At 62.0% G+C, this 23,565-nt stretch carries 20 protein-coding genes; 8 read left to right on the forward strand and 12 right to left on the reverse strand.

What is annotated here, in order from left to right:
* Window positions 1-14: 14 nt before the first annotated feature.
* Together AAAX35_RS00805 and clpB are read right to left on the reverse strand one after the other, a co-directional pair.
* Window positions 15-209, reverse strand: a complete 195-nt coding sequence (locus AAAX35_RS00805) for a hypothetical protein (protein ID WP_238057913.1) — start codon at window positions 207-209, stop codon at window positions 15-17.
* A gap of 132 nt (window positions 210-341) precedes the next feature.
* Window positions 342-2,969, reverse strand: a complete 2,628-nt coding sequence (clpB, locus tag AAAX35_RS00810; protein ID WP_349116422.1) for an ATP-dependent chaperone ClpB — start codon at window positions 2,967-2,969, stop codon at window positions 342-344.
* 891 nt (window positions 2,970-3,860) lie between these two features.
* Between clpB and AAAX35_RS00815 the strand changes: the two genes are divergently transcribed.
* Window positions 3,861-4,508, forward strand: a complete 648-nt coding sequence (locus AAAX35_RS00815) for a hypothetical protein (protein ID WP_260699699.1) — start codon at window positions 3,861-3,863, stop codon at window positions 4,506-4,508.
* Window positions 4,509-4,676: 168 nt separating this feature from the next.
* Here the strand turns inward: AAAX35_RS00815 and AAAX35_RS00820 are convergent, their stop codons facing one another.
* From AAAX35_RS00820 to dnaK, 5 genes are all read right to left on the reverse strand, one after another.
* Window positions 4,677-6,977: a hydratase gene (locus AAAX35_RS00820; RefSeq protein WP_349116423.1), complete on the reverse strand. Its 2,301-nt coding sequence runs from the start codon at window positions 6,975-6,977 to the stop codon at window positions 4,677-4,679.
* Between the two features lie 453 nt (window positions 6,978-7,430).
* A complete protein-coding gene (locus AAAX35_RS00825) occupies window positions 7,431-7,847 on the reverse strand; it encodes a helix-turn-helix transcriptional regulator (RefSeq protein WP_006235210.1) in 417 nt (138 codons plus the stop codon).
* Between the two features lie 72 nt (window positions 7,848-7,919).
* Window positions 7,920-8,885 (reverse strand): DnaJ C-terminal domain-containing protein, encoded by a 966-nt coding sequence (locus tag AAAX35_RS00830; RefSeq protein WP_035136622.1) that lies wholly within the window; start codon window positions 8,883-8,885, stop codon window positions 7,920-7,922.
* A gap of 107 nt (window positions 8,886-8,992) precedes the next feature.
* Window positions 8,993-9,835 (reverse strand): nucleotide exchange factor GrpE, encoded by an 843-nt coding sequence (locus AAAX35_RS00835; protein ID WP_349116424.1) that lies wholly within the window; start codon window positions 9,833-9,835, stop codon window positions 8,993-8,995.
* A gap of 2 nt (window positions 9,836-9,837) precedes the next feature.
* Window positions 9,838-11,730, reverse strand: coding sequence for a molecular chaperone DnaK (dnaK, locus tag AAAX35_RS00840; protein ID WP_006235214.1), 1,893 nt, complete (start codon window positions 11,728-11,730; stop codon window positions 9,838-9,840).
* Between the two features lie 658 nt (window positions 11,731-12,388).
* Between dnaK and AAAX35_RS00845 the strand changes: the two genes are divergently transcribed.
* Window positions 12,389-12,574, forward strand: a complete 186-nt coding sequence (locus tag AAAX35_RS00845) for a 4Fe-4S binding protein (protein WP_006235216.1) — start codon at window positions 12,389-12,391, stop codon at window positions 12,572-12,574.
* A gap of 114 nt (window positions 12,575-12,688) precedes the next feature.
* Here the strand turns inward: AAAX35_RS00845 and AAAX35_RS00850 are convergent, their stop codons facing one another.
* The 4 genes from AAAX35_RS00850 to nadA are packed head-to-tail and all read right to left on the reverse strand — an operon-like array spanning window position 12,689 to window position 16,555.
* Window positions 12,689-13,234 carry a transcription repressor NadR gene (locus AAAX35_RS00850; RefSeq protein ID WP_148332500.1) on the reverse strand — a complete coding sequence of 182 codons (546 nt, stop codon included), beginning with the start codon at window positions 13,232-13,234 and terminating at the stop codon, window positions 12,689-12,691.
* The gene (nadC, locus tag AAAX35_RS00855) at window positions 13,234-14,094 is read right to left on the reverse strand and encodes a carboxylating nicotinate-nucleotide diphosphorylase (protein ID WP_035136620.1); all 861 of its coding nucleotides are present in this window, start codon (window positions 14,092-14,094) and stop codon (window positions 13,234-13,236) included. Before nadC ends, AAAX35_RS00850 begins: the two co-directional genes overlap by 1 nt.
* Window positions 14,095-14,097: 3 nt before the next feature.
* Entirely contained in the window at window positions 14,098-15,474 is a 1,377-nt protein-coding gene (locus AAAX35_RS00860) for an FAD-binding protein (RefSeq protein WP_226812466.1), read from the reverse strand.
* A gap of 55 nt (window positions 15,475-15,529) precedes the next feature.
* Window positions 15,530-16,555, reverse strand: coding sequence for a quinolinate synthase NadA (nadA, locus tag AAAX35_RS00865; protein WP_349116425.1), 1,026 nt, complete (start codon window positions 16,553-16,555; stop codon window positions 15,530-15,532).
* A 292-nt stretch (window positions 16,556-16,847) separates the two neighbouring features.
* On the opposite strand from nadA, the gene AAAX35_RS00870 reads away from it, so the two are divergent.
* Both AAAX35_RS00870 and AAAX35_RS00875 read left to right on the forward strand, forming a co-directional pair.
* Window positions 16,848-17,570 carry a LytTR family DNA-binding domain-containing protein gene (locus tag AAAX35_RS00870; RefSeq protein ID WP_349116426.1) on the forward strand — a complete coding sequence of 241 codons (723 nt, stop codon included), beginning with the start codon at window positions 16,848-16,850 and terminating at the stop codon, window positions 17,568-17,570.
* Complete coding sequence (locus tag AAAX35_RS00875; RefSeq protein WP_349116427.1) at window positions 17,570-18,847, forward strand: GHKL domain-containing protein; 1,278 nt, start codon at window positions 17,570-17,572, stop codon at window positions 18,845-18,847. The genes AAAX35_RS00870 and AAAX35_RS00875 overlap by 1 nt, the downstream gene beginning before the upstream one ends.
* Window positions 18,848-18,865: 18 nt before the next feature.
* Here AAAX35_RS00875 and AAAX35_RS00880 read toward each other — a convergent pair whose 3' ends face one another.
* Window positions 18,866-19,441: a hypothetical protein gene (locus AAAX35_RS00880; RefSeq protein WP_035137124.1), complete on the reverse strand. Its 576-nt coding sequence runs from the start codon at window positions 19,439-19,441 to the stop codon at window positions 18,866-18,868.
* A 136-nt stretch (window positions 19,442-19,577) separates the two neighbouring features.
* On the opposite strand from AAAX35_RS00880, the gene trxA reads away from it, so the two are divergent.
* The 4 genes from trxA (at window position 19,578) to hypF (ending at window position 23,480) form a co-directional block, all read left to right on the forward strand.
* Entirely contained in the window at window positions 19,578-19,898 is a 321-nt protein-coding gene (gene trxA / locus AAAX35_RS00885; RefSeq protein ID WP_035137123.1) for a thioredoxin, read from the forward strand.
* A gap of 230 nt (window positions 19,899-20,128) precedes the next feature.
* The gene (locus AAAX35_RS00890; protein ID WP_006235225.1) at window positions 20,129-20,377 is read left to right on the forward strand and encodes a hypothetical protein; all 249 of its coding nucleotides are present in this window, start codon (window positions 20,129-20,131) and stop codon (window positions 20,375-20,377) included.
* A 1-nt stretch (window position 20,378) separates the two neighbouring features.
* Entirely contained in the window at window positions 20,379-20,891 is a 513-nt protein-coding gene (gene nikR / locus AAAX35_RS00895) for a nickel-responsive transcriptional regulator NikR (protein ID WP_198019884.1), read from the forward strand.
* A gap of 117 nt (window positions 20,892-21,008) precedes the next feature.
* Window positions 21,009-23,480: a carbamoyltransferase HypF gene (gene hypF / locus AAAX35_RS00900; RefSeq protein WP_349116428.1), complete on the forward strand. Its 2,472-nt coding sequence runs from the start codon at window positions 21,009-21,011 to the stop codon at window positions 23,478-23,480.
* Window positions 23,481-23,565 lie beyond the last annotated feature (85 nt).

Raw genomic sequence — 23,565 nt, forward strand, 5'->3', positions numbered from 1 at the left:
CTTTTTGGTGGCACTCAGCGCCAGGGGTCGGCTTCGAACATTGGCTCGCGCTCGGGGCGGCGATCGCTGTAGGGATCGTAGCCGTCGTCGTCCTCGTTCTCGGCACGGATGTAGGGGTCGCGCGGCTTGGGTGCCGGCTTAGGCACAGGCTTGGGTGCGGCGAGTGCGGCATCGGTCGCCGGCGCACTTGTCTTGATCTCGTCTTTCATCTGCATAGCTCCTTGCATCGCATCCGTTCAACATTATCGATTGTCGCACGAAAAAGGGCGGCGGACCCAATTGGATCCGCCGCCCTTGGCGTTTAGAGACGGCTGGCAGATTTTAAGGCATGTCCCATAAATCTACTCGGCGTCGGGGACCTCGTAGGTGGCCGCCGGCGTGTTGTCGCACACGACGGTAAAGCCGCCGTCCTTGTCGGCATCGACCGTCACCTGATCGCCCTCGCGCACCGTGCCGTCGATGATAGCGGCGGCGATGGCATCCACGACCTCGCGCTGAACCAGACGCTTGAGCGGACGGGCGCCAAAGACCGGGTCCAGGCCGCCCACGGCGAGCATCTGCTTGGCCGCCGGGGTGATGGCAAGCGTCATGCGCTCCTTGGCCAGACGCGCGCGGACGTCGGCGAGCTGGATGTCGACGATCTTCTCGATCTGCGCCATACCGAGCGGATGGAACACCACGATATCGTCGATACGGTTGAGGAACTCGGGGCGGAAGGTCTGAGCCATGGCAGCGTCGACCTGATGGCGCATCTCCTCCTCGTCCTTACCGGACAGATCGGCGATGGCCTTGGAGCCCACGTTGGACGTCATGATGATAATCGTGTTCTTGAAGGACACCTGGCGACCCTGGCCATCGGTCAGACGACCGTCATCAAGCACCTGCAACAGCACGTTAAAGACATCCGGATGAGCCTTCTCCATCTCGTCGAGCAAGATCACAGAGTACGGACGACGGCGCACGGCCTCGGTGAGCTGACCGCCCTCGTCGTAGCCCACGTATCCCGGGGGCGCACCGATCAGACGCTGGACGCTGAACTTCTCCATGTACTCGGACATGTCGATACGCACGAGTGCACGCTCGTCATCGAACAGGCACTCGGCCAGCGCCTTGGCGAGCTCGGTCTTGCCCACGCCGGTGGGGCCCAGGAAGAAGAAGCTGCCGATGGGCTTGTCCGGATCGGAGAGGCCCGCACGGCTGCGACGCACGGCCGCGGCGACAGCGGAGACCGCCTCGTCCTGGCCGATGACGCGCTTATGCAGCTCGCCCTCCAAGCCCTTCAGCTTGTCGAGCTCGCCCTGCATCATCTTGGACACGGGCACGCCGGTCCAGGCACTCACGACCTCGGCGATCTCATCAGAGGTCACCTGTTCGTTGAGGCCCTCGCCGTCCTGCTGCTTTTGTGCCTCGAGCGCAGCCTCGGAATCCTGAATCTGCTGCTGCAGGCCCGGAATCACGGAGTAGCGCAGCTCGGACGCACGGCCCAGGTCGCCGTTGCGCGTCGCGCGCTCCTCTTCGCTCTTGGCCTCGTCGAGCTGCCCCTTGAGCTCCTGCACGTGGTCGATGGCGTTCTTTTGGTTGAGCCAGCCGGCCTTTTGCACGTTGAGCTTTTCCTGGACCTCAGCGATCTCTTGGCGCAGGGCCTCCAGACGCTCCTTGGAGGCGTCATCGGTCTCCTTCATGAGCGCCTGCTCCTCGATCTGCAGCTGGGTGAGCTGACGCGTGGTGGCGTCGATCTCGACCGGCATGCTGTCGAGTTCCATGCGCAGGCGGCTTGCCGCCTCATCGACCAGATCGATGGCCTTGTCGGGCAGGAAGCGGTCGGCGATGTAGCGATCGGAGAGGTCGGCAGCTGCCACGAGCGCGCTATCGGTGATATGCACGCCGTGGAAGATCTCGTACTTCTCCTTCAGGCCACGCAGGATCGAAATGGTGTCCTCGACGGTAGGCTCGCTCACCATCACGGTCTGGAAACGACGGGCGAGCGCCGCGTCCTTCTCGATGTACTTGCGGTATTCGTCGAGCGTGGTCGCGCCGATCGCGTGCAGGTCGCCACGGGCGAGCGCCGGCTTGAGGATGTTGCCGGCGTCCATGGAGCCCTCGGTGGCACCCGCGCCCACGATGGTGTGGAGCTCATCGATGAACAGGATGACCTTGCCCTCGGACTTTTGCACTTCCTTGAGCACGGCCTTCAAGCGGTCCTCGAACTCGCCGCGGTACTTGGCGCCGGCGACCAGCGCGCTCATGTCGAGCTCGATAAGGTCGCGGTCGCGCAGGGTGCTCGGCACGTCGCCGGCCACGATACGCTGGGCAATGCCCTCGACGATGGCCGTCTTGCCGACGCCCGGCTCACCGATGAGCACGGGGTTGTTCTTGGTACGACGGGACAGGACCTGGATGGTGCGGCGAATCTCATCGGTACGGCCGATGACCGGGTCGAGCTTACCGGCGCGGGCAAGGTCGCAGATATTGCGGCCGTACTGCTCCAGCGCCTCAAACTGCGTCTTGTCCTCGGCGGACGTCACGCGGTCATCGCCGCGCAGCTCCTCGTAGACTTGCTCGATGCGCTCCTTGGTGACGCCTGCGTCGCGCAGAACGCGGCCGGCCTCGCCCTTGTCCTCGGCAAGTGCCATCAGCAGATGCTCGGTCACCACAAAGCTGTCGCCCATCTTGGTGGCCTTCTTCTCGGCCTTCTCGATGACGCGGACGAGCTCGTTGGACAGGCCCATCTGCTGGCCCTCGCCCGAAACCTTGGGCGAGTGGTCGATGGCATCTTGCGTGGAGCGTGCGAGCTGAGCCGGGTCGGCACCGATGCGCTCGATGATCACGGAGATATTGCGCTCGCCGGCACCGAGCAGGGCGGACAGCAGGTGAATCGGCTCCACCGCGCCGGCCTGCGCGTCGGCAGCCGTGCTCATGGCGGTCTGCAACGCCTCGCGCGACGTCATTGCTAGCTTATCGATTCTCATGGAATCACCTCTCTTGGGGTGGCCGCCCTACGGGGCGGCTTCACGTTGTTCGAGAAGTATTGTTGCCAGCTTTGCGCGATCTTATACACAAATCTAAGTCTCTATATATAAGATTTTCTGAGTGATTGAGAGATAGGGGATAGAGATGTCGGCCCGCCGCCGCACAGGCGCGCTACCGTCTCAATCTGTAACATCTATCGACCGTTTCTGGCTCCAGATGTTACAGATCGAGACGAATTGTTCGGCGGCACCCGTTTGTCTCAATCTGTAACATCTACTCGGCAAATAGAGCTCTATCTGTTACAAATCGAGACGAACAGAAGACACCCGAATCGAAAATCTAAATCTGTAACACCAGGCCCACTTTTAGCGGCCAAGATGTTACAAGTCGAGACAAACCGAGAACCACCACAAAGGTGCCTGTCCCCTTTGTGGTGGTTTTCGACAAAAAGAAGCCGCTCCAATAAAAAGAGGCGGCATCAAGCAAGTCCATTTCTTAGCGTCCCTCAAGACCCAACGAGAACGCAGCGATGGAATCGAGAACCGACAATAGCCCGTTCGCACAGATAGAGGCAGAGATTCAAGGTCAAAGTCCGGCTTAAACGGCTTAGCTATCGCACGTCACATTGTTCTCGTCGTCCCCCTATCGTATTTATAGTGCTTATAGTGAAAATAGTGAGTTTAGTGAGAAGAGTATCGCTCAAAACTCGTGGACTCAATTATTGACCTCACGCCCAGAATGAGTGGGGCAAATACTTCTATTAGAGGTCAAATCGAAGCCCAATAGGGCCTTTTCGCCCCGTCATTTCGACCGATCGCTTTCTTTTGAATAATGTCGTAAGCTGGTATCACTTATCTTAATGAATGCATACTGTTTGCGAGGTACCCGCCGTGAAACGCTCCACCTATATCGGCCTGCTCGTCTTAGCGTTTGCAATTACCGCAGTCGGCGTGGGCATTATCTATCTCGCATTTCTCCCTGCCTCGGCAACGCAGGCGGCGGTTGAAACCGTAAGCTACCCCATCGAAATCCTCACCGATATCATCAAACCCGATTCAATCACCGTCGATTTCGACGGTACGCCCGCAGCGCTTGGGGTCAGTAACTATCCCCGAATCGAACTTGGAGCCACGCGCTATACCCAAGATGAGCAGCTTATCGGCAAGGCAACCAGTTTACTCAAAGGCAAGACGTTTAAGCGATGGTACGGCGCCGCAATATATCGAGCCAAGAATGGCCAAATGGTTGGCGGGTATTATTCGACCCTTGAGCTCGATGCGGCAAACGGGAGCAGATTGTGCAACGTCTCATACGACCCCGGCTACGTGGACAATGAAGGACCGGGGGTCTATATCTCGGATGGCGACGTAATCTACGTCATGGAGGGCGACCAGACGGCAGTCGTCGATTTTATGGATCGGTGTACCGAAGATGCCTACGAACAAACTTGCGAGCCCGATCCGCAGACAGCGCGCAACAGTGGCTCGTCACGCACTTGGCTATTTGACGATGAAATAACCTGGACCCCATCGAAATAAGGTCCCGCCGGGCAGGCAACTTTGTGGTGGTCCCGGTCAATTATTAGCGCCCCTCAAGACCCAACGAGAACGTCGCGGTAGCCCCGGCCACACCTTTCCCTCGGGCGACCCTCGCGAAGCGCGTGAGCACGAGGGAAAGGTGTGGCCCCGGGCGGACAATTAAGTGCGTTACTCGGCAGCTGCCTTGAACTTGTTGTAGTTGATCAGGCAGCCAGCCTTGACGATGGCACGCTCCTCTGCCGTCATATCGGCAATGTAGAGCTCAATCTGCTCGACCGCACCATCGGCGCGCACCACGTAGGCGGCGATGCCCTTCAGGTCGCCATCGAGCGCGGCGCGGATACCCGGCACAAAGACGTAGTCGCCCACCTCAAAGCTGGGCTCGGCCTCCATCTGGAAGGGCACCATGCCCCAGTTCATCACGTTGGAGCGATAGCGCTTGGTGGCGTACTCGTGGACGATGTTGGCCAGGCCGCCAATTACGCGCTGGCAGCTCGCGGCCTGCTCGCGGGCAGAACCGTCACCGGGCTTCTTGGCATAGAGCATGGAGCCGTACTCAGTCGCCTTGGCATCGGCCGCGACACCCGCGCCGGTCAGCGCCTCAAACACGCTGGCAAGCTCGGCATCGAGTGCCACCAGGTCGCCCGCTGCCTCGCCGGCAACGCGGCGCTTTTCCACCGCGTCGACCTCCTTGGAGCGGCCCACGTAGGCAGGGTCGCGACGGCTGAGCGTAAACTCGGCCAGACCCAGCGGGTTGGAGCGGAAGGAGCTCGTCTCGCCCGAGGGAATGAGCTCGTCGGTCGTGGTGACCGGGTCCATGATCTTGGAGCACACCTTGAGCAGGATGTCGTCGCCGAGAGGCTCCATCGCGGGCCACGACTTGATGTTGGGACCCTCGACCAGCTCGTCGGCAGGCTCCGCCTTGCCAAAGCCCCAGTACACGCGCTTCTTGTACGGCGCGTCGTCAAAGGTGTACTCGCAGGCCTCGTCCCAAGTCTCCTCGGGCAGGTCGGTCGCCGGCGTCAGGACGCCGCCGTTGGCAGCCGTCGCCGCAATGGAGCGAGCGTCCATCAGGGCCACGGCGCTCAGCTGGCCATTACCCGGCTTGGAACCCTCGCGGTTAGGGAAGTTACGCGTGGTGTGGCGGATGGACAGACCGTTGTTGGCAGGCGTGTCGCCGGCACCGAAGCATGGACCGCAGAACGCCGTGCGCACGATCGCGCCAGCCTCCATGAGGTCGTAGATATAGCCGCGGCGTGTAAGCTCGAGTGCCACGGGCTGGCTCGTGGGATAGACCGACAGCGAGAACTCGCCGCAGCCGGTGTTGGCGCCTTTGAGCACGCGGGCAGCCTGGACCACGGAGTCGTAGTTGCCGCCCGAGCAGCCGGCGATAACGCCCTGCTGCACGCGCAGCTTGCCGTCGACGATCTTGTCGAGCAGGCTAAAGTGCGTCTTACCCTCGCCGATCTTGGCGGCCTCGAGCTCGACCTCATGCAGGATGTCCTCGAGGTTCTCGTTGAGCTCGTCAATCTCAAAGCCGTTAGAAGGATGGAACGGCAGCGCGATCATGGGCTTGATGCTCGACAGGTCGACCTCGACGCAGCCGTCATAGTAGGCAACATCGGCGGGCTTGAGCTCGCGGTAGTCGTCGCCGCGGCCGTGCATGGCCAAAAACGCGCGCGTGTCCTCATCGGTGGCCCAGATGCTCGACAGGCAGGTGGTCTCGGTGGTCATGACGTCGACGCCGTTGCGGTAGTCGGTCGTCATGCTCGCGATGCCGGGGCCCACGAACTCCATTACCTTGTTCTTGACGTAGCCCTTGGCAAAGACGGCGCGGATGATGGCGAGCGCCACATCGTGCGGGCCGACGCCGGGGCGCGGGGCGCCCGTGAGGTAGATGGCGACGACGCCGGGATAGGCAACGTCGTAGGTGTCGCGCAACAGCTGCTTGGCCAGCTCGCCGCCGCCCTCGCCCACGGCCATGGTACCCAGGGCGCCGTAGCGGGTGTGCGAGTCGGAGCCCAGAATCATCTTGCCGCAACCGGCAAAGTTCTCACGCATAAAGGAGTGGATGACGGCGATGTGCGGCGGGACGAAGATGCCGCCGTACTTCTTGGCAGCCGAGAGACCAAAGACGTGGTCGTCCTCGTTGATGGTGCCGCCCACGGCGCACAGCGAGTTGTGGCAGTTGGTGAGCACGTAGGGCAGCGGAAACTGCTCCATGCCCGAGGCGCGCGCCGTCTGGATGATGCCGACAAAGGTGATGTCGTGGCTCGCCATGGCGTCGAAGCGAATCTTGAGCGCCTCGGGGTCGCCGGACGTGTTGTGTGCTTGAAGGATCGAATACGCGATGGTGCCACGCTTGGCATCCTCGGGCGTCTGCGTAATACCGCGCTCGGCAGCCTCGGCCGCAGGCACAACCTCGCTGCCGCCGCGCAGGTAGATGCCGTCCTCGTACAGCTTGACCATACTGTCTCCCACTCTGCCCAAGAGATTTGGGCGCATAGCATACATTCGTTCAATATCGTGCCATAGAACGGTTGCGAGTGGGTTACGAATCTACACGTTCACTTTATCTCAGTAAAGTAAAGGACGAGCCCAGTGTGGGTCGGAAGATTTGGCGCAAGGGCGTCCCTTTCGACTAGTCATTTAAGAACGTCCCCAATGGCTACCCATAACAACGTCGATGTTTTGGCAACGACAGCGAGCGGGGCCCCAATGGCTACCAACGACTACCGCATCCGGAGCAAGGCGACGCCGCAGGCAGGGGACGGACAGCGAGCGACGTCCAGAGCGAACAAGTTGGCATGAAAAAGGCAAGGCATAGACCTTCTGGTCATGCCTTGCCTTTTGAATGACAAATTGTCGCTCTGGACGTCGCGCAGCGTCGAGCCGTTACGCCGTTCGGCAGAACGGCGTAACCTAGAGATCCCCGCCGGCGCCCAAAAGTTTGCGCATGACTTGCTCGGGGTTGACTGAGCCGTCGCGCGGGGCCAGGGCGGTGATCTTCTTCTGCATCTTGTACTCGTGCAGCTCGTCCTCGAGCTGGCGCACGCGGGCGCGAAGCTTTTCGTTCTCGCGCTCGCGCTCCTCGGCACGCTCCTTCATATCGAGGATGCGCACCACGCCGGCAAGGTTGATGCCCTCGTCGGTCAGCTGGTTGATGAGCTCCAGGCGCTCGATATCGGCACGCGAATACAGACGCGTGTTGCCGCCCGAGCGCTGGGGGTTCACCAGGCCCTTGGACTCGTAGACGCGCAGAGTCTGCGGATGCATGCCGGTCAACTCGGCCGCCACGCTGATCATGTACAGCGGTTTATTCCTATTGTCCTCGGCCATGCTACCTGACCCCTTTCCGTCTCGTTATCGTCCATCATAAGCCCGCGGGCGCGGGTGTGCGCCACGACCGCCCTAGTACGTCGCCTTGTAACGGTTGACCTTCTCGCGATAATCGCGCGTGTCGGCCTCGCGCAGCTTGGTCATGGCATCGCGCTCGTCATCGGACAGGTTCGTGGGGACCTGTACCTTGATTTCGACGAGCAGCGCGCCTGTGCGGCCACGGTGCTTAACGTCGGGCGCACCCATCTCCTTAAAGCGGAACTTCTTGCCCGTCTGGGTGCCAGCGGGCACCTTCAGACGAACCGTCGCGCCGCCGGGCGTGGGCACATCAACCGTGCAGCCGAGCGCCGCCTCGTAGACCGAGATCGGCACCTCCATGGTCACATCGGCACCCTTGCGCTTAAACAGCGGGTGCTCCTCCACATGCGTGGTCACGACCAGGTCGCCGCGCTCGCCGCCGGCAACGCCATACTCGCCGCGACGCTTGTAGCGTAGCTTGCCGCCGTCGACCGCGCCCGCGGGCACCGAGACCGTAATGGTCTGCTGCTCGCCTGTCGAGGGAATGCGATAGGTGACCTTGTGCGTCACGCCGCGAAACGCGTCCTCGGCCGTCACATCGACGGTCAGCGACAGGTCGCCGCCCTTGCGAGCACGGCTGCGACCCGCGCCGGCACCGGCAGCGCCCGCAGCCCCGGCAAAGCCCGAGCCCCAATCGCTGCCCCAGGCGCCGTTGCCGCTAAAGATGCTGTCGAAGATGTCGCCCCAGCCGCTGGCACCTGCGCCGGCACCGTAGCCTCCGCCATACGCGCCGCCTGCGCCCGGCATGCCGCCAAACATGAGCATCTGGTCGTACTCTTTGCGCTTCTTCTCGTCCGAAAGCGTCTCGTAGGCCTCGCTGATCTCCTTGAACTTGGCCTCGTCGCCGCCGGCATCGGGGTGATATTTTTGCGCGAGCTTGCGAAACGCGCTCTTGATCTCTTTGTCGGAGGCGCTCTTGGATACGCCCAGGATGTCATAGAAGGTTTTGCCTGCAGCCATCGTAGCTCCTCTCCTGTTTCACCCGCCGCCCAGCGGGCGGCGGCTCATGCTTTCATATGGCACTAGGCCAGAAAGGGCCCCGGGTGTTGCCCCGGGGCCCTTCTCAATTACTCCTCGGTGCTCTCGGCCGTATCGGCCGCAGCATCCTCGGGCGCCGCTTCGGGCTCCGGTGCGGGGCGCTTCTCGCCACCGTAGGTCACCGTCACCATCGCGGAGCGCAGGATGCGGTCCGCCATGCGGTAGCCCTTCTGGTACACGTCGTTGACGGTCTCGTCGTACTGCGATGCGTCCTCGACGCGACCCACGGCCTGATGCTCGAGCGGATCGAACGCCTCGCCCTTGGGGTCGATGGGCTCAACGCCCTCGTGCGCAAACACATCGAGCAGCTTGGCATGTACCGCGTCAACGCCATCGACGAACTGCTTAAAGTCGTCGGAAAGCTCTTGACTGCGGGCATGGTCGATCGCGCGCTCGATATCGTCGATCACCGGCAGCAGCGCGGTGACGAGCTTCTCGGTCGCGCGCTCGCGCTCGGCGATACGCTCATTGGCGGTGCGGCGACGGAAGTTCTCCCAGTCGGCCTGCAGACGGGCGGTACGCTCGGTGGCGTCCTTTGCCTTGTCCTCGGCGGCCTTCTGAGCCTCTGCCGCAGCATCGAGCTCATTGCGCACGTCGGCAAGCTCTTTCTGAGCCTGCTCGAACTTGAGCTTAAAGTCGTTGTCGGCGGCTTCCTCACCGGCGCGGATAGCGGCTTCCACCATCTCGTCCTCGGTCATCGTCGCCTCCTTGTTGGAATCCTCTACTTGGTTCTCGGCAGCCTCGGCGGCCGGGGCCTCGTTGGCCTCGGTAACGTCTGCGGCCTCTACGGGAATCTTCACGTCCTTCTCCTCAGAGTCAACGGGGGCGGCACCAACGGCGGCCGCCTCCGTGCGAGCTTTACGGGCGGACATGATTATTTGTCCTCGTCGTCCACAACCTCGTAGTCGGCGTCGACAACGTCATCGTCGGCAGGCTGGGCGCCAGCGGCACCGTCGGTCTGCTGCTGAGCGTCGGCATAGACAACCTGGGCCAGCTCGTAGGCCACGGACTGCAGGGACTCGCCGGCGGCCTTGATGGCCTCGACGTCAGAGCCCTCGAGCGCCTTCTTGGCGTCGGCGATAGCGGCCTCGGCCTTGGACTTCACGTCGGCGGAAACCTTGTCGCCCAGCTCGTTGAGGGTCTGCTCGGTGGAGTAGCACAGACTGTCGGTCTGGTTGCGGACCTCGACCTCTTCCTTCTGCTTCTTGTCCTCCTCGGCATGAGCCTCGGCGTCCTTGACCATACGATCGACTTCGTCGTCGGACAGAGCAGTGGAGCCGGAAATGGTGATCTGCTGCTCCTTGCCGGTGCCCTTGTCCTTAGCGGAGACCTTGACGATACCGTTGGCGTCGATGTCGAAGGTGACCTCGATCTGCGGCACGCCGCGGCGGGCAGCCGGGATACCGGTCAGCTGGAACTTACCGAGCGACTTGTTGTCGCGGGCAAGCTCGCGCTCGCCCTGGAGCACGTTAATCTCGACGCTGGTCTGGTTGTCGGCAGCGGTGGAGTAGACCTCGGTCTTGGAGGTCGGGATCGTGGTGTTGCGGTCGATCATCTTGGTCATGATGCCGCCCATGGTCTCGACGCCCAGCGACAGCGGGGTAACGTCGAGCAGCAGGATGCCCTCGACGTCGCCGGTGAGCACGCCGCCCTGGACGGCAGCGCCGTCGGCAACGACCTCGTCGGGGTTCACGGACATGTTGGGCTGCTTGCCGGTCATGGTCTTGACGAGCTCCTGGACGGCGGGCATACGGGTGGAGCCGCCGACGAGGATGACCTCGGTCAGATCGGAGAGCTTAAGCTTGGCGTCGCGCAGGGCGTTGGTGACAGGCTGCTTGCAGCGCTCGAGCAGGTCGCGGGTGATCTTCTCGAACTCGGCGCGGGTCAGCGTGTAGTTGAGGTGCAGCGGGCCGGACTGGTTCATGGTAATGAACGGCAGGTTGATGGTGGTCTGCTGGGCGGCGGAGAGCTCCTTCTTGGCGTTCTCGGCGGCCTCCTTCAGACGCTGCAGGGCCATGGGGTCCTGACGCAGGTCGACACCGTTCTCCTGCTGGAACTTATCGGCCATCCAGTCGATGACGCGCTGATCCCAGTCGTCGCCGCCCAGGTGGTTGTCGCCCGAGGTGGACAGAACCTCAAACACGCCGTCGGCGAGGTCGAGGATGGAGACGTCGAAGGTGCCGCCGCCCAGGTCGAAGACCAGGATGCGCTGGTCGGTGCCCTGCTTGTCCAGGCCATAGGCAAGAGCAGCAGCGGTCGGCTCGTTGACGATACGCTTGACGTTGAGGCCGGCGATCTTACCGGCGTCCTTGGTGGCCTGACGCTGGGCGTCGTTGAAGTAGGCCGGGACGGTGATGACGGCGTCGGTGACGGTCTCGCCCAGATACTTCTCGGCGTCGGCCTTCATCTTGGCGAGCGTCATGGCGCTCACCTGCTCGGCGGTGTAATCCTTGCCCTCGATGTCGACGACGGCACGGCCACCCTGGCCCTCCTTGACCTCATACGGCACGGTCTTGATCTCGGAGGTGCACTCGGAGTACTTGCGGCCCATGAAGCGCTTGATGGAGAACACGGTGTTCTTGGGGTTGGTGACAGCCTGGTTCTTAGCGGCCTTACCCACGACGCGGTCGCCGTCGGCACGGAAGCCCACAACGGACGGGGTGGTGCGGTCGCCCTCGGCGTTCACGATAATGGTCGGAGAACCGCCCTCGAGGACGGCCATTGCGGAGTTAGTAGTACCAAGGTCGATACCAAGAATCTTGCCCATTAGAAATTCCCTCTCTCTTGTGCGTTTGCACCGACTCGGCGGTCTGCCGAGCGGTGTTTCGGCTTGTCTTTCAGGATGTAGTGTATCCCCTTATGGGCCGGAATATACAAAATCTAAGTCAATTCATATAAGATTTCTTATTGCCGAGAGTTTAGGTTCGCAAATACGCAGGTAGACGCACTGTTTGAGTTCTCGGCAAATCTATCGAGATCTATGTAGAGATGGCTGAGGCTTGAGTCCGGGGGTGCCTGGGGGCCGTCTTGCGGAAAGCTCATCCCGGTTTGAGCGTGGATTCCGGGTCGCAGTTTCCGTCTGAAGGCTCAACCGGAAACCGTATCCCGTTTTGGGAGCTGATACCGGCTCGCATTTTCCGCTAGCGGGCCTAACCGGAAACTGCAACCCGTTTTTCGACAAAATAATGGGATGCGGTTTCCGCAAGCACGCTCAATCGCCCTATATTTCAAGTCACCTTTAGCTAACATTTACGCAGCTCAACGGCCCCACCTGCGTGTTTTCTAGTAAACCTTGGCATACTCGGCGAACGGTATGAAGATGCCGGCCAGAGGGTATTGCAAACGGTCGCTCCCGTGGTATGTTTTTGCCCGAATCAAACCGGCGCGCATCGCCTGTAGCGTCGGTCAACAGAGAGGAAACTACCATGGCTCATCCCGTAATTGATGCCGACGAGTGCATCGCTTGTGGCGTTTGCGTCGACTCCTGCCCCGCTGGCGTTCTGGAGCTCCAGGACGTCGCTACCGTCGCTGACGAGGACTCCTGCGTCGCCTGTGGCGCTTGCCAGGACGCTTGCCCCGCTGGCGCGATCACCGAGATCGTCGAGGAGTAACGACTCCCCCACCTGCACACTCAAAAGTACACCGTGCACAAAAAAGGAGGCCTCCGCATCGCCGCGGAGGCCTCCTTTTGCATTCGTGGGCAGCTAATTGGGGACGGTGTCGGGCTAGGACAAATCATCCTCGTAGGGCATTAAATCGGCTAGGTAGCCTTTCTCCTTGAGCATCGCCTCAATTTCGTCGAGGGTCTGTTCGTCCTCCGCCGCAATGCGATGGAAGTGATAGCCGCTCGTCACCGTTAGCAGCGGAAAGCTCTTGCCGCTCTCGATATCGCGCAGATAGCGCTCGACATCGCGGCGATTGCGGATGTCCAGATCAGCCGTGATCTTACCGTATACGCGGTGATTGACGATCACATTGAGCACGGAGCCGCCGGCGTCGACAATACTCGTGAGCTCATCGCCCGCCTGCTCCACACTGTGGCGAACCTTGACCAAGCGCGTGGGCACAGCGGGGCTGCTGGGGGCCTCCTGCAGCACATAACCACGGTTGGTCGCCACGATATCGTGCCCGTCGGCGCGCAGCAGAGCGATGTCTTGCACGACAATCTGGCGGCTCACACCCACCTCGCGGGCAAGTGCGCTGCCCGAAACGGGTCCCTTGGCTCCCTCGAGCACGGCCATGATGGCACGGCGACGCTCGCGGGCGTCCATTATTTACCGTCCAACAGACGCAGGTGCTTGAGCGAGAGGTCGAGAATCGGCGCAGAGTGAGTCAGCGCCCCCGAGCTAATAAAGTCAACGCCCAGGTCGGCGAGCGCGCGGATATTGCTGGCATCCACGTTGCCCGAGCACTCGGTCTTGGCGCGGCCGGCGATAAGTTCAATAGCGGCGGCCATGTCGTCATGGGTCATGTTGTCGAACATGATGATGTCGGCGCCGGCCTCCACGGCCTCGCGCACCATGTCCAGGTTCTCGCACTCGATCTCGACCGTCGTGGTAAACGATGCATGGGCGCGCGCCATCTCGATCGCGCGCGTCACGCCACCGGCGGCATCGATGTGGTTGTCCTTGAGCATGACGGCCGTCGACAGGTTGTAACGGTGGTTGCTGCCGCCGCCAATCTCAACCGCCGCCTTCTCAAACACGCGCATGCCCGGTGTGGTCTTGCGCGTGTCGACGAGCACGGTCTTGGTTCCCTCGAGCGCCGCGGCCATGCTGTGCGTATAGGTAGCGATGCCGCTCATGCGCTGCAGGTAGTTGAGCGCCACGCGCTCGCCCGAGAGCAGCACACGCGCATCGCCGCGCACCTGACCCACGTGGTCGCCGGCATGCACCTCGTCACCGTCGGCAACATCAAACAGCACCGAGCTCTGCGAATCCAGCAGCTCAAAGGTGCGAGCGAACACATCCAGGCCGGCAATGATGCCATCGGCTTTGGCGATAAGCTCCACCGTGGCGGGACGCGCCGTGGGGCACACGCTCGCCGTGCTCACGTCCTCAAACGTAATGTCCTCGCGCAGAGCTTGCAGAATCAGATCATCGACGACGAGCTTCATGGTAATGGGATTCATGGTCTACTCCTCCACGGCCTGCGTGCCGGCGGCACGGGCCAAATCATCGATTGCCAGAGGGTCGGCGCCCAGGGCGCGATGACGGCCATCGAGCGCGGGATCGCCCGCCTGCTCCACGGCCAGCGACTCGCCGGTACGCATATACCACGCGGCGCGACGACCCCAGACCAGCGCCTCGAGCAGGCTGTTTGAAGCAAGGCGGTTCTTGCCGTGAACGCCGTTGCAGGCCGTCTCGCCCGCGGCGTAGAGCTCGGGCATCGAGGTGCGGCCGTCCTTGTCGACCCACACGCCGCCCATAAAGTAGTGCTGCGTCGGCGTAACGGGAATGGGCTCATCCAGGATGTCGCGACCGTCCTCCAGGCAGCGCGCGCGGATGTTGGCGAAGTGCCCGGTCACCACGTCGCGCTCGACGGGGGCAAAGCTCAGCCACTCGTGCTCGGTGTCATCCTGCTTCATCTGCTCGCGGATGGCGGCGGCGACAACGTCGCGCGGCTGCAACTCGTCGGTAAAACGCTCGCCGGCGGCGTTGAGCAAAATCGCGCCCTCGCCGCGGCAGCTCTCGCTGATCAGGAACGTGCGACCCGGCTGCGGCGAGAACAGACCCGTGGGATGGATCTGCACGTAGTCCAGGTGCTCCATCTTAATGCCATGCTCCTGAGCGATGTAGCAGGCGTCGCCCGTGAGCTGCGGGTAGTTAGTCGAGTGGTCGTAGACGCCGCCAATGCCGCCCGTCGCCCACAGCGTGTGGCGGGCATGGATCTTAAACGGCTTACCGGCATGCACGCCCTCAGCGGCATTTGCCAGCTCGTCGGCGGGGCGAACCGAGTTGTCCTCGTCCACGGCTACGGCGACGACGCCGGTGCACACCGTGGCGTCATCGCGCTCGGCGGTCAGGATGTCGGTCATGGCCACGTGCTCCAAAATCTGCACGTTGTCCAGCTTGCGAACGGCCTGGAGCAGCTTGGTCGTGATCTCCTTGCCCGTAATGTCGGCATGGAAGGCAATGCGCGGACGGCTGTGCGCGCCCTCGCGGGTAAAATTGAGGCTGCCGTCGGCCTTGCGCTCAAAATCCACGCCCATCGCTAGCAGGTCGTTGATGACCGAGCGGCTCGAGCGAATCATGATGTCGACGCTCTCGCGGCGGTTCTCGTAGTGGCCGGCGTGCATGGTGTCCTCAAAAAAGGCATCGTAGTCCGAGCCTTCGGGCAGCACGCAGATGCCGCCCTGCGCGAGCATCGAATCGCACTCATCGACCGCGCCCTTGGAGAGCATGATCACGCGCGTGCTCGTCGGCAGATTGAGGGCCGCGTACAGACCCGCCACGCCGCAGCCGGCAATGACGACGTCGCACTCCATATCGGGGTATTGCTTGGTTTCCACAGGAATCCTCTCCCTTGAATGTGACATAAGGGACCGTCCCTCATGCAACATTGTTCTAGCGTGCTGCGTACTCGAGCATACGGTCGAGCGTGAGCTTGGCCTGGTCTGCTGCCTCGTCCGAGACGCCGATCTGCACCTCGCCCTCGCCCGTCTCCAGGCAGCGCACGAGCTTTTCGAGCGTGATGAGGTCCATGTTGACGCAGGTGGGCTGCACCGCGGGGAAATAGAACTTCTTGCCGGTGCCCTGGCAGCGGCGCTCGAGCTCGTAGAGCACGCCGCGGACCGTCACGATAATGAACTCGCTCGCGTCGAACTCCTCGGCATACTTGATGATGCCGGCGGTGGAGCCGATGTAGTCGGCCTCGGCCAGAACGTCGGCCTTGCACTCAGGATGCGCCAGCACGAGCGCGTCGGGGTGGGCCTCCGTCGCGTCGACGATCTGCTCGACGGTGATGATGTGATGGCGTGGGCAGTAGCCGTTGTTGAGGATGACGTGCTTTTGCGGCACCTGCTCGGCTACGAAGCGTCCCAGGTTTTGGTCGGGAATGAACAGGATATGCTGCTGCGGCAGCTCGGACACGATCTTAACGGCGTTGGAACTGGTGACGCACACGTCGCTCCAGCTCTTGATCTCGACCGTGGAGTTGACGTAGCACACCACGGCCAGGTCGTCGCCGTACTCGGCGCGCGCCGCGTCAACCGTCTCGCGCTTGACCATGTGCGCCATGGGACAGTCTGCGCCCGGCTCGGGCAGCAGCACGGTCTTGGTGGGATTGAGCAGCTTGGCGCTCTCGCCCATAAACTCCACGCCGCACAACACGATGGTCTGCTGCGGCAGGCTTTTGGCGAGCTTTGCCAGGTAGAAGCTATCGCCGACGTAATCGGCAACGGCTTGGACCTCGGGCGCCACGTAATAGTGCGCCAGGATCACCGCGTCACGTTGGGTTTTTAGTTGCTGAATGGCCTCGACGAGCTCTGCGGGCACCAATGCCGCGCGCTCCGTTGCCGTCGTTGCCGATGCCAAGCCGGCCGCGATATCGCGTGCAAGCTCCGACGCATCCATGTTCGCGCTCTGTGCCATCAAGGCCCCTCTCTTTTGGCGAATCTTGGGGCTTTAGTATGACACCTAGGTTTACAGCTGACAAGACAGCTGTAAACCTAGGTGTAAAGTTGAAATAAAGATTCAATCATGTGGCAGGTCCATATTCGAACTGGCAAGCTGAGGATAGCTGAGCTCTCGATGGCGCAGGAGGCATCTTTCGCCACCGCAATACCGCTTGGCGCGAGTTGCACGCCGTGGGGCGCAAACGGTCCGCACCCCCACAAGCGGTCCGCACCCAATGTGGCAAAATCGAACTACTTAAGGGGGCCGAATGCTCAAGATTATTGCCTGCGACGATGACGTCGCTTTTCTAGATAGACTGCACCGGATGATCGACCGTTGGTCGACCGAGACGGGCACGGCGGTCGATGTTGCGCTCGTCACGCGCGGCGAGGACCTGCTGGCCCGCCATGCCGCATCGCGCGCCGACATCATTCTGCTCGACATGATCATGCCGCTCGTCAACGGCATGGACACCGCGCGCGAATTGCGCCAGGCCGATACCGCCGTGCGCCTGGTGTTCCTCACCTCGTCGCCCGAGTTTGCACTGGAGTCCTACGAGGTCCGTGCTTTCGACTATCTGCTCAAGCCCGTGACTTACGAACGCCTGGCGCAGTTACTTAACGAGCTTTCGAGCATGCGCCCGGCGGCAACCGACGAGCTCGTGATCAAAACTTCCTTTGGCTACCACGCCCTGCGCCTGTCCGACATCGAATATGCCGAGGCGCGCAACAAGCACGTGGTCTTCCACCTGCGCGACGGACGCGACATCGAGGCACTCGAGTCGTTCCGCAGCGTCGAGGACCGTTTGGCGCAAAATGCCACCTTCTTTAAATGCCACCGCAGCTACCAGGTCAACCTGCGCAACATCGATCACTTTGACCGCACGGACACTGTCATGCGCTCGGGCGCGTGCATCCCGCTTTCGCGCAGTTGCAAGCAGGGATTCCAAGACGCCTACTTTGCGGTGCGCTTTGAGGCTGGGAGACACTGATGGTCTCCTCGGTCGAAATGGTCCTTTGGGCAATCCACCACGCCACAACGCTACTCTTTGGCGTCTTTGCCTCGGCGGCGCTGTGCGGTGTCGAGATCAACCGGCGTCATGCGCTTGAACTGGTGCTGGTCGGTGCCGTAACCGGATGCGCATTTGGCCTCGCCAATGCCGTCGGCGGAGAGCTTTTCGCCCGCCAGGTATATCCGCTCGTCGTGCATCTGCCGCTCATCATCTATTTGTGCGCGCGCTACCGCCTGAGCCCGCTGCTTGCCGTGCTCGGCATTACGAGTGCCTATCTGAGCTGCCAGTTCAGCAATTGGATGGGCATCGCCGCATTTGCCGCAACCGATTCTCAGATCGCGTACTATCTGGCGCGCATCGCGACCACACTCGCCGTCTTTGCCGTCCTGCTGCATTGGGCCGGCGACATCGGTCCGCGCTTGGCGATTAAAAGCACCACCGAGCTGAGCATCCTTTTAATCCTGCCGCTCGTCTATTACGTCTTTGACTATGCCACCAACGTCTACACCACGCTGTTCCACTCGGGCTCGGTGGTGACGGTTGAGTTTTTGGCATTTGCGCTCTGTGCCTTCTATCTTATGTTTCTTGCCGTTTACCTGCGCGAATACGAAGAAAAGGAAACCGCCGAGCGAGAGCGCTGGATGCTCGAAACCCGCGACAGCGCCGCCATCAAAGAGCTCGAGGCTTGGCGTCAATCTGGGCGCGAGCTGTCGATTCTGCGCCACGACATGCGCCACTTCCTACGCGGCCTGGCCGCTTTAATTGAGGAGGGCCACACCGACGAGGCGCTCGATCGCATCGACGAACTCTGCGAAGCCGGCGACCGCACCGCCGTACGCCGCTTCTGCGCCAACGAGACCGTAAACATCGCGCTTTCGTCATTTAACTCGGATATCAATAGAAACGGCATTACCGCCAACCTGCGCGCCGCCGTACCCGAAACCATCCACGTAGGTGACGCCGACCTGTTTAGCGTGCTCTCAAATGCCTTGGAAAACGCTATCACCGCCGCAAGCGCCGCACCCCAAGGAAAGCGATTCGTCGACTTTGACCTGCGATTAGAGGACGGCCAGCTGCTGCTGTTAGTTTCCAATACGTTTGACCGCGCGCCGCGCATGGTCGACGGCATGCCCGTGACCCGGCATGCGGGCCACGGCTTTGGCACCAGGAGCATCAAACTTGCCGTGGAGCGCATGAACGGCAACTGCCAGTTCCGCATTAACGGCGATCGGTTTGAGCTGCGCGCTGTGATGTAGGGGCTGCCGCCAGCCTCGCTACAGCGGAGCGGCTGCCGGGGTCAGCTGCTTGATGTATGCCCACATGCGCTGCTTGGCGGCTTTGTCAGTGAGTGCCGCCTCAAAGCCGTCGAGCGCGAGCACGCGGCGGCCCTGCACATGGGCGACCAAGCCGGGCTTGAGCATAGCGGTATCGAAGTCGTCGATTGCCACAAGCATGTCGGCATAGGTCTCGCGCATGGTATCGGCCGCGCGATCGTCCAGCAGCAAGACCGCCTCGGGGTCCAAGGCCTCGAGCGCCTCGCGGAACAGCTCGCACGGTAGGCCCTCGCCTGTCGCGACCGCCCCGTCACCCACGCCGGCGACGCTTGACAGCACGCAAAAATCCTCGGGCGCGTAGCCGATGGCCCCAAGCGCCTTGCGCAACGCCGCGCCATCCGGGCCGGCGGCAAGCTCGCCACCCGAACGCTCGGCCTCGTCCAAATCGCCTTTGACCAGCACGATCGGCGAGCACGCGTTGCCCGCGATACGCACGCCGCGACCCGCGAGCGATGCGAGCTCCTGCTCGGCCGCCTGGGCGATGGCTTCTTTTTTCTGGCTTTGTGACGTGGACATGCGCTCTCCAATCGTTTGCGTGCCCACCATTATATAAAAGAGCTGCCCGCGAGTGGTTGCTTTGCGGGCGGCTGGGTATAAGCACGGTCGTACTGAGTTTTACGCGGCCGAGCCGCGTCGCATTATGGAGGTCACCATGGCTGACATTAATCAGATTACCCCCGAGAACTTCGATTCCATCGTTAACGACAGTCTGCCCGTGCTGGTCGATTTTTGGGCACCGTGGTGCGGGCCCTGTCGATCCCTCTCGCCCATCGTTGACGAGGTTGCCGATGAGCTGGCGGGCAAGCTTGCCGTTGCCAAATGCAACGTCGACGACAACCAGGACCTGGCCATGAAGTATGGCGTCATGAGCATCCCCACGCTGGTTGTGTTTAAGAACGGCGAGGAGATTGACCGATCGGTTGGCGCTCTGCCCAAGGCGAGGCTGCAGGCGCTGCTGGAGAAGCATCTGTAATACGCTTGTTACATGTTGCCGTCTGCCTGCCGTCCATGAGCGCTTTTGCACCGCTCGCCGGACTTCTGGATGCACCGAGTGCAACCACGGATAGTATGGTAGTCACAAACAGCCCCAGTGAACGGGTGCGGGTCGCACAGACTCGCACCCGTTTTCTTATGCAGCTGCGCACAGAGCGGGCGTAGTAAAATCTGAACCACTGAACTGCCCCATACAAAAGGAGATTTTCCATGCATGACGTCGGAATGAACATGAGCCAGCTTGCCATGAGCGTCAAGCAGGTCGACGACACCATCGAGCTCGCTCACGAGTGGAGCCATCAGCTGCTGCATGCGACCGAGAATTTTGACATGGAGCGCATCGGCGCCAAGCTCGAGGCCGCCATGGCCGCGCTCCACGAGGCCCACGACGCACTCGAGGGCTACGAGGAAGCCATCGAGGCCGACCACAACTCCGTCGGCTCCGTGAAGCTGGTGTAAGGTGGCCGAACACGAGCACTGCTGCGGGTACGAGCACGAGCATCCGCACGGGGCGGACGGTGACGCGGGCTGCCACTGTAGTGGCTCCGGCTCCGAGCTGGTCCGTTTTTCGGTTACCGCACCCGACGACCTGCTGCGCCGTTTTGACGAGCAGATCGCGCGCCGCGGCGACGTGGCCAACCGCTCCGAGGCCGTACGCGATTTGATTCGCGCCTCGATCGCCAAAGAGCAGATGCGCACGCCCGATGAGCACGTTATCGGGTCGCTCACCATGATCTACGACCATCACACCGGCGATCTGACGCGCCGCCTGGACGAAGTGCAGCACGACTACACCGACGAGATCGTATCGACCATGCACGTGCATCTGGATCACCACAACTGTTTGGAGATTCTGGCGCTCAAGGGTCGTGGCGAGCGCGTCTACGAACTAGCCGACCGCCTGCTGGGCCTGCGCGGCGTTAAGCACGGCGAGCTCACCTGCGCCGCCACCAAGCAGAGCCTGGGGCTATAGCGGGATTTCCCGCAGCGCACCTGCCAAAAAGGGACAGGTTTGTTTTGGCAGGTTTAGAAGTTTTACCTACCAAAATAAACCTGTCCCTTTTTGGTCGGTTTTGATGAGGGGTGTCGCATGCGGCATGCGCATATTCATGTGACGGGCATTGTGCAGGGCGTTGGCATGCGACCGTTTGTGTATCGCGAGGCCATGGCACATGGCATTTGTGGATGGGTGCTCAATGCGGGCGACGGCGTGCATATCGAGGCGCACGCTCCGGCCGATGCGCTCGATGCTTTTGTTGCCGCGCTTTCTGAGCATGCGCCTGCGGCAGCCCGCGTAGAGCATGTCGAGGTTGTGGACTTGGCAGCCAACGGTTGGGATGCCGCCAACGAACAGGGCTTTCGCATCGTAGCATCGCAGGACCAGACCGCGCACACGACGCTCGTCTCGCCCGATATTGCCACCTGCAACGATTGCTTGCGCGAATTGTTCGATCCCGCCGACCGACGCTATCACTACCCCTTTATCAACTGCACTAACTGCGGGCCACGCTTTACCATCATCCGATCGTTGCCTTATGACCGAGCGGCCACCTCGATGGATTGTTTTCCCATGTGTCCCAAGTGCGCCGCGGAGTATGCCGACCCACTCGACCGGCGTTTTCACGCGCAACCCGATGCCTGCTTTGATTGCGGGCCGCATATTACGTGGCGCGAGGCTGTAAACGGCAATGCGTGCGGGAATTCGTCCGCGACACCGACCGTCGGCACCACACGCGAGGCCAGCGACGCTATCATCGAGCGCTGCGTTGAGCTGCTGGCCAGCGGTGGCATCGTCGCCATCAAGGGCCTGGGCGGATTCCACCTGGCCTGCGATGCTGCCAACGAACAAGCGGTGCGCGAGCTGCGCCGTCGCAAGCGTCGCAGCAACAAGCCACTTGCCGTCATGGTTCGCAGTCTTGCCGATGCCGGGCGCCTGTGTCATATCGACGATGCTGAACGCGATCTGCTCGCTGGCAGTATCCGCCCCATTGTGCTGCTGCGCCGGCGCACTGTTGGCGAGGGCAACGGCGGTTCCCCCGACATCCTCGCTCTCGCGCCATCTGTCGCGCACGACCTTCCTGAGCTCGGCGTCATGCTCCCCTATACGCCGCTTCAACATCTGTTGCTTGCCGCGGCAGAAGCCTGCGGTATGCACGCGCTCGTCATGACCAGCGGAAACCTGAGCGAAGAACCCATCGAGACCGACGACGACCTTGCCTGGGAACACCTCGTTGCCGCCGGCATCGCCGACGCGCTGCTCGGTAACGACCGCGCGATCCTCTCGCGCTACGACGACTCTGTAGTGCGCGTGGTCGACGGCGCCATTATGCCCGTTCGCCGCGCTCGCGGATATGCACCCCAGCCGCTGCCGTTGCCGGCGCTCGACGGCGCTCCGTCCTGCGTGCTCGCCTGCGGGCCACAACAAAAGGCCACGATTGCGCTCACGCGTGAAGGGACGAACGGCGAGACGACCTGTTTTGTGTCGCAGCATATCGGCGATGTTGAAAACGGCGGGACCTTCGATGCCTGGAACGCCGCGCGCACGCGCTTGGAAGATCTCTTTGACTTGGCGCCCGCCGCCTTGGCCTGCGATTTACACCCCAGCTATCTATCGGGCCAGTGGGCGCGCGAGCAGGCGCGAAAATGCAATCTGCCGCTCGTCGAGGTGCAGCACCATCATGCGCATATCGCGAGCGTAATGGCCGAGGCCATCGCCGCGGGCCAGCTTACAACCGACGCGCGTGTCCTTGGCATCGCCTTTGACGGCACCGGCGCCGGCACCGATGGGACCATTTGGGGCGGCGAGTTTCTTGTTGCCAGCCTTGGCAGCTTTGAGCACGCCGCGCATTTGCGCACTTGGGCGCTCCCCGGTGGGGCGGCCTCCGTGCGCGACGCCCGCCGCAACGCCTTTGCCCTGCTCAGTGAGCTCGGCCTGCTCGAGCACCCAGGTGCCGCTCGGCTTTTGGACAGCCTCGACGAGCAAACGCGCAGCGTGACAGCTACCATGATCGAGCGCGGCATCAACAGCCCGCGTACCAGCAGCATGGGGCGTCTCTTTGATGCCGCGGCGGCGATTCTGGGCATCTGCGACAAGGCGACCTACGAGGGCGAACCCGCCATAGAACTCGAAGCCGCCGCCTGGCGCGCGCTCGACAACGAAATCGCCCATTTTCCCGACGACAACGCCGGCTATTTCGCATCTAGCCCATCGTGGCTGGACGGCCCCTATGTTCTGGACCAGAAAGCACTCTTTGAGGCACTTTTGGGAGGAATTGAAGCCGGAACGCCCGCCTACAGGCTCGCGCTCGACTTCCATATCGCCATCGCGCGCTCTTCGGCACGAATCGCACGCGAAATCTGCGCGCGCGAAGGCATCGATACCGTCGCGCTCTCGGGCGGCGTGTTCATGAACCGACTTTTGCTCCAGCTCCTCACCCGCGAGCTCAAAAGCATGGGTCTCACTGTCTTGATTCCCCAAACCGTGCCCGTTAACGACGGCTGCATCGCCTACGGTCAGGCGGCAGTCGCAAGCGCTCGTCTTGCGCAGATTGCATCGCAGTAGCTCACCCTCGCACGCCGCTGTGCCCAGCCGTCTCACAGGCGTAACGCGTTTGCCCGCAAACCCCGTGAGCGCTACCATCAACTGA

The sequence above is a fragment of the Collinsella sp. CLA-ER-H11 genome (assembly GCF_040092445.1).
GTDB lineage: Bacteria > Actinomycetota > Coriobacteriia > Coriobacteriales > Coriobacteriaceae > Collinsella.

Bases quoted from the DNA above. Each gene is read 5' to 3' on its own strand.
- AAAX35_RS00805 (WP_238057913.1), bottom strand. From the start codon at position 209: ATGAAAGACGAGATCAAGACAAGTGCGCCGGCGACCGATGCCGCACTC.
- clpB (WP_349116422.1), bottom strand. From the start codon at position 2,969: ATGAGAATCGATAAGCTAGCAATGACGTCGCGCGAGGCGTTGCAGACC.
- AAAX35_RS00820 (WP_349116423.1), bottom strand. From the start codon at position 6,977: ATGGTCAAGCTGTACGAGGACGGCATCTACCTGCGCGGCGGCAGCGAG.
- AAAX35_RS00825 (WP_006235210.1), bottom strand. From the start codon at position 7,847: ATGGCCGAGGACAATAGGAATAAACCGCTGTACATGATCAGCGTGGCG.
- AAAX35_RS00830 (WP_035136622.1), bottom strand. From the start codon at position 8,885: ATGGCTGCAGGCAAAACCTTCTATGACATCCTGGGCGTATCCAAGAGC.
- AAAX35_RS00835 (WP_349116424.1), bottom strand. From the start codon at position 9,835: ATGTCCGCCCGTAAAGCTCGCACGGAGGCGGCCGCCGTTGGTGCCGCC.
- dnaK (WP_006235214.1), bottom strand. From the start codon at position 11,730: ATGGGCAAGATTCTTGGTATCGACCTTGGTACTACTAACTCCGCAATG.
- AAAX35_RS00845 (WP_006235216.1), top strand. From the start codon at position 12,389: ATGGCTCATCCCGTAATTGATGCCGACGAGTGCATCGCTTGTGGCGTT.
- AAAX35_RS00850 (WP_148332500.1), bottom strand. From the start codon at position 13,234: ATGGACGCCCGCGAGCGTCGCCGTGCCATCATGGCCGTGCTCGAGGGA.
- nadC (WP_035136620.1), bottom strand. From the start codon at position 14,094: ATGAATCCCATTACCATGAAGCTCGTCGTCGATGATCTGATTCTGCAA.
- nadA (WP_349116425.1), bottom strand. From the start codon at position 16,555: ATGGCACAGAGCGCGAACATGGATGCGTCGGAGCTTGCACGCGATATC.
- AAAX35_RS00870 (WP_349116426.1), top strand. From the start codon at position 16,848: ATGCTCAAGATTATTGCCTGCGACGATGACGTCGCTTTTCTAGATAGA.
- AAAX35_RS00875 (WP_349116427.1), top strand. From the start codon at position 17,570: ATGGTCTCCTCGGTCGAAATGGTCCTTTGGGCAATCCACCACGCCACA.
- AAAX35_RS00880 (WP_035137124.1), bottom strand. From the start codon at position 19,441: ATGTCCACGTCACAAAGCCAGAAAAAAGAAGCCATCGCCCAGGCGGCC.
- trxA (WP_035137123.1), top strand. From the start codon at position 19,578: ATGGCTGACATTAATCAGATTACCCCCGAGAACTTCGATTCCATCGTT.
- AAAX35_RS00890 (WP_006235225.1), top strand. From the start codon at position 20,129: ATGCATGACGTCGGAATGAACATGAGCCAGCTTGCCATGAGCGTCAAG.
- hypF (WP_349116428.1), top strand. From the start codon at position 21,009: ATGCGGCATGCGCATATTCATGTGACGGGCATTGTGCAGGGCGTTGGC.